The sequence below is a fragment of the Paraburkholderia sp. genome, assembly GCF_035501035.1.
GTDB lineage: Bacteria > Pseudomonadota > Gammaproteobacteria > Burkholderiales > Burkholderiaceae > Paraburkholderia.
In genome coordinates this window covers 14674-27819 of the sequence record NZ_DATJWR010000025.1, presented here as the reverse complement: position 1 = coordinate 27819, position 13146 = coordinate 14674, and the positions used below count along the sequence as shown (strand labels likewise).

Sequence of the window (13146 nt, the reverse complement as noted above, 5' to 3'; positions counted from 1 at the left end):
TCGTGTCTGGTTCGATCCCGCGGCATGCACGCGTCACCGCGGCGCAACGAGCCCGGCCTGCACGGCGATGCGCCACAGCCCGTGCTCGGTTGCGTGCTGCACGACGTGCGCGTCGCCGCAGCCGAATTGCGCCAGCGCGAGACGGTATCGCTCGCAAAGCGCCTCGGCGCCGATCAGCTGCGGCGCACAGGCGGCAAGCGCCACGTCGCGCCGTGCAAGCGCCGCTTCGAGGCCGGCGAGTTCGTGCCCGATCACGAGGCCCGAGAGATAGTCTGGCTGCTCGTCCGCGGCCAGCTGGCCCGTGAGGCCGAGCGTGCGCGCGCTGAACGCCGTCGCGAGCAGCCCCACGCAGCCCTGCTCTCGCGCGACGCTCACGCCGCGCAGAAATGCAGCCGTATCCGGTTCGGCGGGATGCTTCATCGTGCGGCCGAGGATCGTATGCGCGCACAGCGCCGCGTACACCTCGCCCGTCATGAAGGTGTAGAAGCGCACGATGCGATCGCCCTCCACCACCACCCATTTCGCATGCGTGCCGGGCAAGCCGATCAGCGACGTTTGCACCGGAGCCTCGTCGCGCAATGCGTCCAGCGCGCCGAAAATCTGCGTTTCCTCGCCGCGCATCACATTCGGCAGCGCGCCCGGCTCGAGCACGCCGGGCACCACGGCCACCTGCGCGCCGCACGCCGCACGCACACGGACGATGCCGTCCACCAGCGCCTGCGCGCCCGCGGGCGTTTCCACATAAGGCGCCTGCACCCAGCCCTGTGCGCTGCCCACCATGCCTGCGGCGAGCACCGGTAGCGTCGGGGACGCGCCGAGCCAGATACCGCATGCTTCATCGAAGGCGGCGTCGAAGCCGCCTTGTTCGGCCGGCACCGGCAGGTTCATGATCCCCGCCGTCGAGACTCGCGTGGCGAGCACGTCGCCGGCCGCGTCGAACAGATACGCGCGCAGCGATGTCGTGCCCCAGTCCAGCGCGATCAGCGCGGCCTTGCGAGCGAGCGCGACGTCGCCGGCCGCGCCGCCTGCGTGCTTGTCGGATGCCTTCATCGACGGATCCTGCGCGTGGCGGGCTGCGGCGCGCGCCAGCCGAGCTCCAGGGAAATCGCGCGCGCTTCGCGCTGCACCACCGGAATCAGTTCGTCCATGCGTTCGAGCGGCATATAGGGAATCGTGCTCGCGACCGAAAGCGCCGCCACGATCGCGCCCGAGGCGTCGCGCACCGGCGCCGCCACACAGCGGATCGATATTTCGTTTTCCTCCAGATCGAAGGTGTACCCGCCCGCGGAGTAGGTCGCCATGCGCTTGAGGAAGGTATCCGGATCGAGGCTGTGATCGGGACGGAAGCTCACGCCCGCGAGCGCGCGGCGCGACGCGTCGAAGAGGTCGCGCCACGATTGCGGCGCGAGATCGAGCATCATCGCCTTGCCGATGCCCGTCGAGGCGAGCGGCATGCGGTGCCCGACGCGCGAGCGCATCTCGAGACCGCGCTGGCCGGGAATCTTGTCGATGTAGAGCACGTCGTCGCCGTCGCGCACGCCGAGGTGGATCGTGTCGAGCGTTTCGTCGGCGAGCGCCTGCAGATGCGCGCGTGCAACGGCCGTGAGCGGCATCTGCTCGAGCGCGATGGTGCCGAGTTCGATGAGCTTCGGCCCGAGCAGATAGCCGCCCTGCACCTGGCGCAGGTAGCGCGCCTGCACGAGGCTGGACACGAGGCGATGCGTGGTGCTGCGCGTCGTGCCGAGCACCGCGCCGAACGAGCGCAGGTCGCGCACGCCGGCGGCGGCGGCTTCGAGGATCGCGAGGCCGCGCAAGAGCGTCTGCGTGCCGGCCTGCTGCATCGAGCCGTCGAGCAGCGAGCTCGCGACGCCGATTTCATCGGCCGGGCGCGCGTTCGCCTGCGCTGGCGCGGGGGCTTGCGTGGCGGCGGCCTCGTCGGGGAGGCTCGCGGCAAGAGTCGAGGACATCGCTTTGTTCATGGCGAGGGCGACGAAGGAGTCGATTGGAGGCGCGCGCCGTCAGGCGGCACGCGAACCCAGCTTCGGGAGACGGCGATGCGCCTCGCCAGCCGTGGCTGCCGGGACACATCGAACACGGAGCGGCAGGCAGCAGCGCGTGGCCGCACCTTGCGCAGGCTGGAACATGGCGAACGTCTCCTTTGCGGTCCGGTTCGCTGCGCGTGTTGCCGCGTGCGCCGGATTTATTGGGGTCTGCCGACTGCGTTTGCCGCGGGCCTTGTCGGCGCGGCTTGTCGGATGGGTCAGATTGTAGGCAGGTTTTTTTGACTTCTCCAATATGTGATTGGGTCGCTCATATATTGGGAATTTTCACGAAATCGTTATCCTCTGTTGAATGGAGTACTACCACGGCCCCGCGCGGCGGCGGCGCACAAGAAAAAACGGCTGCCGGATGACTCCGGCAGCCGTTTCACACAGCTTCGGTGCAGCTTCGCGACGCGCCGTTACTTGCCGGCCGGCGCCTTGTACGCCACGCAGTCGATCTCGACCTTGCAGTCGACCACCATGCTCGACTGCACGCATGCGCGTGCCGGCGGATGCTCGCCGAAGTACTCGCGGAACACCTTGTTGAACGAGGAGAAGTCGCGTGCGTCGTCGAGCCACACGCCGCAACGCACCACGTGCTCCGCGCCGTAGCCCGCTTCCTTAAGGATTGCGAACAGATTCTGGATGGCCTTGTGCGACTGCTCGACGATGCCGCCGTTGATCACCTCGCCGCCTTCCATCGGCGTCTGGCCCGAGACGTACAGCCAGCCGTCGGCTTCCACGGCGCGCGCGAACGGCAGATGTTGTCCGCCCTGGCCCTTGCCGCCTTCCACTCCAATTCGTTTCATCGTTTGCTCCTGTGAGAAGTGTGCAGCGCGCGCGGCCTGGTTATCCACACGCGCCGGAGTTCGAAATTCGCCGGATGTCGACTGCCTAGAAGGCATCCGCCTCGGCCTGCGCTTCGCGCTTGCCGCGCGCGACGAAGTGACCCGCGCGCTCGCCCGTGGGCTGGCCGTCGCGGTACGAAAGCACGCCGTTCACCCACACCGCGTCGATGCCTTCGGCCACCTGCTGCGGCTTGTCGAAGGTGGCCGCGTCGCGCACCTTCGCGGGATCGAACAGCACGAGGTCGGCATGCCAGCCCACGTGCACCTCGCCGCGCTGCGTGAGGCCGAAGCGCCGCGCCGAAAGACCCGTCATCTTGCGCACCGCTTCTTCGAGCGGCAGCAAGCCCGCGTCGCGCGCGTAATGACCAAGCACGCGCGGAAACGCGCCCCACAGCCTCGGATGCGGCAGCGGATCGTTCGGCAGGCCGTCCGAGCCGACCATCGTGGCCGGATGCGACAGGATGCGGCGCACGTCCTCCTCGGACATGTTGTGGTACACCGCGCCCGCCGGCTGCAGGCGCTTGCCCGCTTCCTGCTGCGAGACGCCCCACTCGGCCGCGATGTCCTTGATGAGCTTGCCCGCCTGCTCCGGGTGAGGCGTGGACCACGTGATCGTGATGTCGATGTCGCCCGTCACCTGCTTGAGGTCGAGCGTGGACGAGCTGCGGCTGTACGGATAACAGTCGCAGCCCACCGGCTGATACTTGCGCGCGCCTTCGAGCGAGGCGAGCACCTCCGTGCTGCGCCCCCAGTTCGAAGGGCCCGCGCACTTCAGGTGCGAGATGACCACCGGCACGCGCGCCTGCTTGCCGATGTGGTACGCCTCGGCCATGGCTTCGAGAATCGCGTCGAACTCGGTGCGCATATGCGTCGTGTAGAGCGCGCCCGCGGCGGCGAGCGGCTGCGCGAGCGAGGCGACCTCTTCGGTGGAAGCCTCGAACGCCGACCCGTACGCGAGACCCGTGGAAAGGCCGAGCGCGCCCAGCGCGAGTGCGTCTTCGAGCTGCGCACGCATGGCTGCGATCTCGTCGCCGGTGGCGGCGCGCTTGAGGTCGTCCATGTGATTGTTGCGCAGCGCCGTATGGCCGATCAGCGCGCCGACGTTGACGGCAGGCCGCGCCGCGTTCACCGCGTCGACATAAGCCTGGAACGTGGGGTAGCTAAACGCGTCGCGCTCGCCGAGCAGGTTCATCGGGTCGGGCGGATCGCCCTTGAGCGTGACGGGCGACGCGCTGATCCCGCAGTTGCCGACGACCACCGTCGTCACGCCCTGGCTGATCTTCGGCAGCATCTGCGGCGCGCGGATCACGTGCGTGTCGTCGTGCGTGTGGACGTCGATGAAGCCCGGCGCGAGCGCGCGCCCATTGGCCTCGATCACCTCTTCCGCGAGCCAGTTCGACAGATTGCCGATCGCGACGATGCGCCCGTCGCGCAGCGCCACGTCGCGCTCGACAGGCGGCGCGCCGGTGCCGTCGTAAAGCATGGCGCCGACGATCAGCGTGTCGGCGGCTTCGGGGTGCGAATGCATGCGTTTCTCCTCAGGATGGCGCTCAGTCGCCGAGCGGCTGGCGTTCGCCGCCGCCGCGGTGCACGTCGAGCGTGTGCTTCATGCGGCGCAGCAGCTCGCGGCTCGCTTCGGGTTGGGCGAGCGCCAGCTCGGTCGCGAGCACGTCGAGTGCCATCATCATCGCGTAACGCGACGAAGACGGCTTGTAGATGAAATCGGTCTCGCTCGCGACGATCGGCACGAGCCAGTCGGCGAGCGCGGCGAGCGGCGAAGCGGGCGCCGTGAGCGCGACGAGCGTCGCCCCGTAATCGCGCGCGATGCGGCACGCATCGAGCAGCTCGGGCACGCGCCCTGTTACGGAAAGCGCGACGACCACGCAGTCGGGCGAGAGCGTGCTCGCCACCATGCGCTGCAGCAGGCTGTCCTGGTACGATGCCACGGGGCGGCCGAGGCGCACGAGGCGAAAGCGCATTTCGTCGGCGAGCGCGCTCGAGCCGCCGCCCATGCCGAACACGTAGATCATGCGCGCCTGCGCGAGCGCGGCGGCGGCTTGCACGAAGGGTGCTTCGCGCAGCAGCTCATGGTTGCGCGCGAGCGCCGTGTGAATCTCCTCGTAGACGCGCGTGGCAAGCGGCTCGGGCGCGGATTCCGCGGCGCCATGCAAAGCGCTCGACTCGCCCTCGCCTGCCGCCGCGGCTCTGCCGCGCAGGAAGCGCTCGCCCACGGCGGCTGCCTGCGCGAGCCGCAGCTTGAGTTCGCGCACGTCGTGGCAGCCCACTGCCTTCGCAAAGCGCGTAACGGAGGCGATGCTCACGCCCGCACGCTGCGCCAGTTCGCCGATGCTCGCGCGGGCGGCGCCGGCGAGATCGTCGAGGATCAGCGCGGCGACGTCGCGCTCGGCCGGTCGCAGATCGGGCACGCGTTGCGCGATGCGCGCGACGATGTCGAAGCGGGCCGGATCGGCGGCAGTGTTCATCGCAGGGAGCCTGTTAGTAAATAACAATTCACGAAGCGATGTTACTTTGTGTACTATCTCCGAGTCAACGCCGGCACGGAATACGGCGGTGCAATGGAGCGTATGGAGCAAAGGGAAATGAAAGTTACAAACTATCAGAGTGCGACGATCGACCCGAACAGCAAAGGCCTCGGCAACGTGCCGGGATCGAGCGTGCCGCTCGGGGACGCTGCGCGCCTCGAATGGAATCTGCTCGAAGAGGACGTGAGCCTGCCCGCAGCGGTGCTCTACGCCGATCGCGTCGAGCACAATCTCAAGTGGATGCAGGACTTCGTCACGCGATATGGCGTGAAGCTCGCCCCGCATGGCAAGACGACGATGGCGCCGCAGCTCTTTCGCCGCCAGATCGAGACCGGTGCGTGGGGCATCACGCTCGCCACGGCACATCAAACGCGTGCCGCGTACCGCGGCGGCATCTCGCGTGTGCTGATGGCGAACCAGCTGGTGGGCCGCCGCAACATGGCGATCATCGCGGAGCTGCTCAGCGATCCGGACTTCGAGTTCTTCTGTCTGGTCGATTCGGTGGAGGGCGTCGAGCAACTTGGCGAATTCTTCCGCGCCTCGCGCCGCACGCTGCAGGTGCTGCTCGAACTGGGCGTGCCGCGCGGCCGCACGGGCGTGCGCGACACCGACACGCGCAACGCCGTGCTCGCGGCCATCGCGCGTTACCCCGACTCGCTCAAGCTGGCGGGCGTGGAGCTGTACGAGGGCATTCTCAAGGAAGAGAGCGAAGTGCGCACCTTCCTGCGCGATGCGCTGAATGTCACGCAGGAGCTCGCGGCGACGGGCCGCTTCGCGCGTACCCCAGCGCTCCTTTCGGGCGCCGGTTCGGCCTGGTACGACATCGTGGCGGAAGAGTTCGCACCGGCCACGCAGGCGGGCGCGATCGACGTGGTGCTGCGTCCCGGCTGCTACGTGACGCACGACGTGGGCGTGTACAAGCAGGCTCAAACGCAGATCCTCACGCGCAACCCGGTGGCGCGCGAGATGGGCGTGGCGCTTCTGCCCGCGCTGCAGCTATGGGCTTACGTGCAGTCGATTCCCGAGCCGGGCCGCGCCATCGTGGGCTTCGGCAAGCGCGACGCCGCATTCGACGCGGGCTTTCCGGAACCGTCGCGCCACTATCGCCCCGCGAACGGCGGCACGCCGCGCGAAGTGGCCGCGAGCGAAGGCTGGGAAGTGTTCCAGATGATGGATCAGCACGCGTACCTGAAGATTCCGGCGCTCGCCGATCTCAAGGTCGGCGACATGATCGCATTCGACATCTCGCACCCCTGCCTCACGTTCGACAAGTGGCGCCAGGTGCTGATGGTCGATCCGTCGTATCGCGTAACGGAAGTGATCGAGACGTTCTTCTGATCGCGGCAGCCGCCGCCTTCGAGAAAGAGGCGCGGCGGCGCATGGCACGCCGCCGCGCGCGTGGATGCGGACTCAGCGAATGTAGCGCGCTCAGCCCGCTTCGGATTGCGCCTCTGGCGCCCGCGCGATCGCCGCGGCGGCGGCGGCTTCGCCGATGCGCGCCTCCATCATCCCCAGCGCGCCCGAGAGCGCCGTGAGCACGTCGTCGGGCAGCGACATCGTCTGATTCAGGAACGCGTTGCGACGCGGCATCCCCTCTTCCACGACGGCGCGGCCCGCGTCGGTGAGCGTCACATTGGTGATGCGGTTGTCTCGCTCGTTGGCGCGACGCTCGATCCAGCCGAGCGACTGCAGCGCCTTCAACTGCCGCGTGAGCGCGCCCGGATCCACACGCAGCCGCTCGACGAGCCGCTTTTGCGAAGACTCGCCGTTCTGGTCGTAGAGCGCGAGCAAAATGCGCCAGCGCGGCAGCGGATGCCCGACCTGCGCCTCGAACGCCGACATGAACGAGCGGTAGGTCCGCCCGAACTGCTGGACGATGGCGACGCGGTCCTGAATTTCCATGCTTTGATTTCCTGGCGGCGCTAGGGCCGATATCTGCCGGTGTCCGCCGGTATGTGCTGGGTGTTCTGGTATGTGCCGCGAACGGCCGGAACTCAATCCGCGTGAATCACGGGCTCGACCTTGCGCTGCAGCTTGACGGGCGGCACGCGCCGCGTCTGCCAGACCGACACCAGCGCAACCGCCGCAGCCACGGCAATGCCAAGATGAATCGCGCCCACTAGCGCCTCGCGCGCGGCTTCGAGCAATGGCGCGCCATTATGCCCGGCGTGCGTGAGATCGGCGATCAGCGCAGCCTGCGCGTCGCGGTTGATGAGAATTTGCGGGTCGGCAAGCTGCGGCAGCCAGTGCGTGGCGTGGTCGGCATCGAGCGCCCTTTGCACGCCGCTCGAATAGAGCTGGGTGACCATCGTGCCGGTGAACGCCGTGCCGATCATGCCGCCGATCATGCGCAGCGACTGCAAGAGCGCCGTGGCGATGCCTAGATGCTCGCGCCCGGCGGTCTGCTGCGCGAAGACGGTGAGGTTCGGCATGACGAAGCCGAGGCCCACGCCGGCCATGATCATGAACGCCATGAGCAGTCCGCGCGGCGTTCCGCGCGTGGCGAGCGAAACCGCGAAGCACGCTACGGCGAGCATCGCAAAGCCGATGTAGAGCATCAGGTTCGGATTCTTGATGCGCGAGACGATACGCCCGTTCGCGATGCTCCCGATCGTGATGAACACCACGAGCGGCGTGATGACGACGCCCGCTTCCTTCGGCGTCATGCCGAAGCCGCCCTGGAACAGCAGCGGCGCATAGAACAGCAGCGAGAACATCGTGAAGCCGCCCAGCACGGCCAGCGTGAAGAGTGCGTTGAGGCTAGCGTTGCGGAACATGTCGACGGGCAGGATCGCCTGCGGGCAGCGCCGCTCCCAGTGCCACAGCGCCCAGCCGGCCGCGAGTGCGAGCGCGAGCAGCCCGATGGCCGAGGCACTGAGGCCGTGCCCCGGCAGGCGCTCGACGAAGAGCTGCAGGCTGCCGAGCGCGAGCGCGATGAGCAGCGCGCCGGGCCAGTCGAGCCGCATACGCTCCTTGTGCGCGACGTGGCGCAAATGCGGCAGATAGCGCCAGACGAAAAAGAGCGAGAGCAAGCCGACGGGCAGATTCACGTAGAACACCGAGCGCCAGCCGCAGTACTGCGTGAGGAAGCCGCCGAGCGACGGCCCAACCGCATTGGCGATGCCGAATGCGGAGCTCATCAGCACTTGCCAGCGCAGGCGCACCACGGAATCGGGAAATAGATCGGGAATGCAGGCAAACGCGGTGCCGACCAGCATGCCGCCGCCGACGCCTTGCAGGCCGCGCGCGATCACGAGGAATAACATGCTGTTCGCCGCGCCGCACAGCACCGAAGCGCCGGTGAAGACGACGATCGACGCAATCACGAACGGCTTGCGCCCGTAATAGTCGCCGAGCCGCCCGAAAATGGGGACGGTGATGACCGAGGTCAGCAGATAGGAGGTGGCGACCCACGCATAAAGCTCGAAGCCGCGCAATTCGGCGACGATGGTCGGCAGCGCGGTGCCCACGACGGTCTGGTCGAGCGCGACGAGCATCGTCACGAAAGAGACGCCGAGCATCGCGAGCAGCGACTCCCGGAACGGCAGAACCTGCCCGCTTGAGTGATGGGCGGCGGTATGAACGGCCATTTTTTGATCCAGCAACGGTTGACGCGTCAAAGGTTTGAATCATAGCACGACCCGATCCACTACACTGGGCGTCGAGTGGCGGTGCTATCCGCCTTTGCCGTTCCGAATCGAAGGAGAGTCATGGAGCCGACACCCGCGCTCGTGCCCCGCGAGGGTCCCGCCGCTGCCTTCTCCGCGGCCGATCTCGACGCGCTGCGGCGCGCCAGACATCAACTCGAAACACCACCGCTCGGCATGAAGCTGGCGGCGATCGTCGGCGCGCCGGTGGAGAAGCTGATCGCTCGGCTGCCCGGCGTCGCGAACGAGAAGGTGACCGACGCCACGCAAGCCGCGCTGCGCAAGTGCTTGCAGCTCGCCCTGAAGACGCTCGGCAAACCAGGCGCGCTCGTGCCGTCCGATGGTGCGCATGGCGTGCCTGGCGCGGGCGCAAACGCGAGGCCGAGCAACCTGCTGCACAAGTTCGCGGTAGCGACCACGGGCGCGGCGGGTGGTGCGTTCGGCCTTTTCGCACTACCGGTCGAGCTGCCAGTCACGACCACGCTGATGTTTCGCTCGATTTGCGACATCGCACGCAGCGAGGGCGAGGATCTGACACGGGCGGAAACGCAGTTGCAGTGCCTGACCGTATTCGGCATGGGCGGACGCTCGAGCGCCGACGACGAAGCGGACTTCGGCTACTTCATCGTTCGCGGTGCGCTGGCGCAGGCGGTGTCGAAGGCCTCGTCGGAACTGGCGACGAAGGGCTTCGCCGCGCACGGCTCCACGGCGCTCCTCAGGCTCATGCAAACCGTGGCCGCGCGGTTCTCCGTGCAGGTGAGCGAGCAGGTCGCGGCAAAGTCGATTCCGGCCATCGGCGCGGTGCTCGGCGCGATGGTCAACACCGTCTTCATCGATCATTTCCAGCAGGTGGCCCACGGACACTTCACCGTGCGCCGGCTCGAACGCCGCTACGGCGAAGCCGCCGTGCGCGAAGTCTATGACGCGATCGACGTCTCGCTAGACTGAGACGGGCTGGGATTGCCATCGCCGCGCGCATCGGTGGCTGCGGCGGTGACGCGACGGGCGAAATGCGCAGCGGCGTCGAGCGTGCGGCGCGCTTCGGGCATGAACGGCGCGTAGATCGGCCAGATGTGTGGCAGCTCCCGCGCCACTTCGCACTCCACCTCCACGCCGGCAGCCCGCGCGCGTTCGGCCACGCGGCGCGTGTCATCGAGCAGCGTCTCCGTGCTTCCGACAAAGAAACTCAGCGGCGGCAGGCCGCGAAGATCGGCGTAAAGCGGCGAGGCGTAGGGGTCGGTTGCGCTTGCCGCGCCGAGGTAGAGCGGCGCGATGCGCGCAAATACGTCGCCACAGAACATGGGATCGCGCCCGTCGTTCTCGCGTATCGATGCGCCCGTCACGGCAAGATCGGTCCAGGGCGAAAAGAGCAACGCGCCGGCCGGCAGCGCATCGCCTGCGTCGCGCAAAGCAATGAGCGTGGCAAGCGCCAGGCCGCCGCCCGCCGAATCGCCGCCGATCACGATCGAGCCAGCCCGAGCGCCATTCGCCAGCAAGCGGCGATAGGCGGCCAGTGCGTCCTCGAGCGCGGCCGGAAACGGATGCTCTGGCGCGAGGCGGTATTCGAGCGAGAAGACATCGGCATCGGCGCGTTTGCCCAGGCCGAACGAAATCGCGCGTTGCGAACGCGGCGAGCAAAAGTAATAGCCGCCGCCATGCAGATAAAGAAATGTGCGCTGCGCAGGCAAGCGCTCGCATAGGAGCCACTCGCCGCGCAAGGGGACATCGGAGACTTCGTACTGTTCGCGCAACCGCCAGCCGCGCGGCACGCGTGGCGTCCAGATGCGCCTCTGCGTCAACAGGCGCACGCGCGCAATGTCTATCGGCTTGCGCGTTTGCGGCAGGAAGTTGCGGCGCAAGAACCCGCAAATCAGCCTGCATTGCCAGCTCATCGCCTCACCTCTGGGCGGAGGTCCATCGATACCGTCCTGCAATCAAACGTCGATTGCAGGAACGAGCCGACAGGCAAATGCCCGAGCGCCAGTCAGTTGGCAGGCAGCACCTGGCCGCGAATCTCGCCCGAAGGGTTCTGCTGCGTATGAATGTTGAAATACCACTGCCCGCCCATGAGTTGGGTGACCTGCTGCTCGTTGAGTGTGGCGGATCCTTTGATCGGGCTCGCCAGCTCGCCCTTCGGAATCGGCACCTGCACGTTCGCGTTCTGACCGACTGGCGCCGGACCGTGGAAGTGTGCGGCCATCACCGGCCCCGACAGTCCTTCGTACGTGATGGTCCAGTTCAGCGATTTCGTGGACGTGTCGAACGTCGCGTTGAGCATGCCGTGGCCCTGGCTCACGCGCGGCGGCACTTCGCTGGACGGTTCGAGATCGGCTTTCAGCGCGACGGTGTCGGCGAACGCGGCGCCGGAGGCGAAAACACAGAGGGCGAGAGCGAGCTGCAGCGGACGAAGCGCTTTCATGGAATTTCTCCTGTTGTTGTGGCGCGCTGCACCATAAGGTCGCAGCCGCGCTCTCACATGCTAGAGCAAATTCGCGCAACGTGTCCGATGCGCCAAAGTCGGCGCAACGTAAGCTGCCTGCAATAAAAAGAGGCGCTGCAAGCAGCGCCCTTCAACCCAGGTACTCCCTATTTGCTATCCAGTGCTACGCGTTCCCGCTTGCAACGTTTGTGACGTGCAGGACCGGGAACGCGAAGCTCCTGAAGTCCTTAGAAGCGGTGACGGATACCCGTCGAGACGACGCCCTGGTTCTTCGATGACGAAACACCACCGTTCGAGGTGTAGCCAACTTGCGTCAGGCCCACCGCGTTCTGGCCAGCACCCCACAGGCCCACGCCTTCGACGTAGACGTCGGTACGCTTCGACAGTGCGTAGTCTGCTTGCACGCCGAACTGGTTCCAGTGCGCCGAGCGGCTGCCAGTACCCGTGTCGATACCGTCGCCATTGGCGTTCGTGTACGTGTACATCGCGCCGATGCCGAGAACCGGCGTGAGGTTGTAGCGGAAGTTGGCTTCGATGTTGTTAAAGCGAAGCGCGCTGCTCCCCTCGGAGTTCACGCGCGACTGCGTGAATACGACGCCGCCGACCATCGGACCATACGTATAGCTCGCACCCGCGCCCCACGTACGCTGACGGTAGACGTTGTCGAAAGTCGTGGCGAGCGGTGCGCCCTGGAGCGAACCGTTCGCGTTGCGATTGAGACCCTGCGCCTGCAGGTACGCCGCGCCGAGGAGCAGACCGCCATAGCTATAGCTTGCGCCGGCGCTATACGTGCGGTTGTTCGCGAAGCCACCGGCCTGGTTCGAGAAGCCGTAGAGGCCGCCGAACTCGAAGCCCGAGTAGTTCGCGCTGCGGTACTTCACGGAGTTGTTGATCGAGAACGTGGCGTTGCCGTTGTCGTTGTCGAGGACGTGCGCCATGTAGGTGCCGCCCCACGTGCCGACGGCCATGAGCGGGCCAACGTAGTCGACGACCGAGTCGAACTGGCGACCGAGCGTGAGCGTGCCGTACTGGTCGTGCGCCAGGCCGACATACGCTTGACGACTGAACAGGGCACCGTTCTGCTGGCCGTTCGTGACGTCGAAGCCGCTTTCGAGGGTGAAGATCGTGCGCAGACCGCCGCCCAGATCTTCGGCGCCGCGCAGACCCCAACGGCTCTGCTGAATGTTGCCGCTCGTCAACGCGTAGTTCGCGTTGCCGCCGATATTCGTGGTGTAGGTAAAGCCGGCATCAACGATGCCGTAGAGCGTGACGCTGCTTTGTGCGTACGACGCCGTAGCAAAGGTCGCAGCGACTGCCGCTGCGATAGCCAGGTTCTTCTTCATATGCTTCCTTCGATGCAAGGCCTTTCGGCAAAAGTGGATGCCGTCACCGGCCTCACGCCGGCATAGCGATTCCATGGTGCGGTGTATGCGACATCGCATTGATTTGCATCGCAAAGTTTATGGTTGACGCTTTCTGGCTCACCACCCCGAAGCTATATAAAAGAGTTTTTGAACAAATAGAAAACGCTTGGGGTCAACCCTGAAGCTCCTGTTCCTCAACGCTCACGTCTTATCTCTATTTTTTTGATGGGCGACAAATTCATACGGGATCCTGATAAATCGT

The 13146-nt window shown here is 66.5% G+C and carries 12 protein-coding genes; 2 read left to right on the top strand and 10 right to left on the bottom strand.

The window, feature by feature from the left end; genetic code table 11:
* Positions 1-33: 33 nt before the first annotated feature.
* The 5 genes from VMJ11_RS01705 to VMJ11_RS01685 all read right to left on the bottom strand — a co-directional run bounded on the left by VMJ11_RS01705 (position 34) and on the right by VMJ11_RS01685 (position 5373).
* Complete coding sequence (locus VMJ11_RS01705) at positions 34-1050, bottom strand: 2-dehydro-3-deoxygalactonokinase (RefSeq protein ID WP_325616283.1); 1017 nt, start codon at positions 1048-1050, stop codon at positions 34-36.
* A complete protein-coding gene (locus VMJ11_RS01700) occupies positions 1047-1979 on the bottom strand; it encodes an IclR family transcriptional regulator (RefSeq protein WP_325616281.1) in 933 nt (310 codons plus the stop codon). Before VMJ11_RS01700 ends, VMJ11_RS01705 begins: the two co-directional genes overlap by 4 nt.
* 482 nt (positions 1980-2461) lie before the next feature.
* The gene (locus VMJ11_RS01695; protein ID WP_325616279.1) at positions 2462-2851 is read right to left on the bottom strand and encodes a RidA family protein; all 390 of its coding nucleotides are present in this window, start codon (positions 2849-2851) and stop codon (positions 2462-2464) included.
* A gap of 85 nt (positions 2852-2936) precedes the next feature.
* Entirely contained in the window at positions 2937-4418 is a 1482-nt protein-coding gene (locus VMJ11_RS01690) for a D-aminoacylase (protein ID WP_325616277.1), read from the bottom strand.
* Positions 4419-4440: 22 nt separating this feature from the next.
* The gene (locus VMJ11_RS01685; RefSeq protein WP_325616275.1) at positions 4441-5373 is read right to left on the bottom strand and encodes a MurR/RpiR family transcriptional regulator; all 933 of its coding nucleotides are present in this window, start codon (positions 5371-5373) and stop codon (positions 4441-4443) included.
* 117 nt (positions 5374-5490) lie between these two features.
* Between VMJ11_RS01685 and VMJ11_RS01680 the strand changes: the two genes are divergently transcribed.
* On the top strand, positions 5491-6771 hold the full coding sequence (locus tag VMJ11_RS01680) for an amino acid deaminase (RefSeq protein ID WP_325616273.1): 1281 nt from the start codon (positions 5491-5493) through the stop codon (positions 6769-6771).
* A gap of 90 nt (positions 6772-6861) precedes the next feature.
* Here the strand turns inward: VMJ11_RS01680 and VMJ11_RS01675 are convergent, their stop codons facing one another.
* Both VMJ11_RS01675 and VMJ11_RS01670 read right to left on the bottom strand, forming a co-directional pair.
* Positions 6862-7335: a MarR family winged helix-turn-helix transcriptional regulator gene (locus VMJ11_RS01675; RefSeq protein ID WP_325616270.1), complete on the bottom strand. Its 474-nt coding sequence runs from the start codon at positions 7333-7335 to the stop codon at positions 6862-6864.
* Between the two features lie 92 nt (positions 7336-7427).
* Positions 7428-9023, bottom strand: coding sequence for an MDR family MFS transporter (locus VMJ11_RS01670; protein WP_325616267.1), 1596 nt, complete (start codon positions 9021-9023; stop codon positions 7428-7430).
* A gap of 120 nt (positions 9024-9143) precedes the next feature.
* Here VMJ11_RS01670 and VMJ11_RS01665 point away from each other — a divergent pair, with 120 nt between their 5' ends.
* Positions 9144-10028 carry an EcsC family protein gene (locus tag VMJ11_RS01665; protein WP_325616265.1) on the top strand — a complete coding sequence of 295 codons (885 nt, stop codon included), beginning with the start codon at positions 9144-9146 and terminating at the stop codon, positions 10026-10028.
* Here VMJ11_RS01665 and VMJ11_RS01660 read toward each other — a convergent pair.
* From VMJ11_RS01660 to VMJ11_RS01650, 3 genes are all read right to left on the bottom strand, one after another.
* The gene (locus VMJ11_RS01660; protein WP_325616263.1) at positions 9998-10972 is read right to left on the bottom strand and encodes an alpha/beta hydrolase; all 975 of its coding nucleotides are present in this window, start codon (positions 10970-10972) and stop codon (positions 9998-10000) included. The genes VMJ11_RS01665 and VMJ11_RS01660 overlap by 31 nt on opposite strands.
* A gap of 92 nt (positions 10973-11064) precedes the next feature.
* Positions 11065-11499 (bottom strand): CHRD domain-containing protein, encoded by a 435-nt coding sequence (locus VMJ11_RS01655; protein WP_325616261.1) that lies wholly within the window; start codon positions 11497-11499, stop codon positions 11065-11067.
* 248 nt (positions 11500-11747) lie between these two features.
* Positions 11748-12863 carry a porin gene (locus VMJ11_RS01650; protein WP_325616259.1) on the bottom strand — a complete coding sequence of 372 codons (1116 nt, stop codon included), beginning with the start codon at positions 12861-12863 and terminating at the stop codon, positions 11748-11750.
* Positions 12864-13146: the final 283 nt, after the last annotated feature.

Excerpts from the sequence above, each read along its gene's own strand:
- VMJ11_RS01705 (WP_325616283.1), bottom strand. The coding sequence starts at position 1,050 with ATGAAGGCATCCGACAAGCACGCAGGCGGCGCGGCCGGCGACGTCGCG.
- VMJ11_RS01700 (WP_325616281.1), bottom strand. The coding sequence starts at position 1,979 with ATGAACAAAGCGATGTCCTCGACTCTTGCCGCGAGCCTCCCCGACGAG.
- VMJ11_RS01695 (WP_325616279.1), bottom strand. The coding sequence starts at position 2,851 with ATGAAACGAATTGGAGTGGAAGGCGGCAAGGGCCAGGGCGGACAACAT.
- VMJ11_RS01690 (WP_325616277.1), bottom strand. The coding sequence starts at position 4,418 with ATGCATTCGCACCCCGAAGCCGCCGACACGCTGATCGTCGGCGCCATG.
- VMJ11_RS01685 (WP_325616275.1), bottom strand. The coding sequence starts at position 5,373 with ATGAACACTGCCGCCGATCCGGCCCGCTTCGACATCGTCGCGCGCATC.
- VMJ11_RS01680 (WP_325616273.1), top strand. The coding sequence starts at position 5,491 with ATGAAAGTTACAAACTATCAGAGTGCGACGATCGACCCGAACAGCAAA.
- VMJ11_RS01675 (WP_325616270.1), bottom strand. The coding sequence starts at position 7,335 with ATGGAAATTCAGGACCGCGTCGCCATCGTCCAGCAGTTCGGGCGGACC.
- VMJ11_RS01670 (WP_325616267.1), bottom strand. The coding sequence starts at position 9,023 with ATGGCCGTTCATACCGCCGCCCATCACTCAAGCGGGCAGGTTCTGCCG.
- VMJ11_RS01665 (WP_325616265.1), top strand. The coding sequence starts at position 9,144 with ATGGAGCCGACACCCGCGCTCGTGCCCCGCGAGGGTCCCGCCGCTGCC.
- VMJ11_RS01660 (WP_325616263.1), bottom strand. The coding sequence starts at position 10,972 with ATGAGCTGGCAATGCAGGCTGATTTGCGGGTTCTTGCGCCGCAACTTC.
- VMJ11_RS01655 (WP_325616261.1), bottom strand. The coding sequence starts at position 11,499 with ATGAAAGCGCTTCGTCCGCTGCAGCTCGCTCTCGCCCTCTGTGTTTTC.
- VMJ11_RS01650 (WP_325616259.1), bottom strand. The coding sequence starts at position 12,863 with ATGAAGAAGAACCTGGCTATCGCAGCGGCAGTCGCTGCGACCTTTGCT.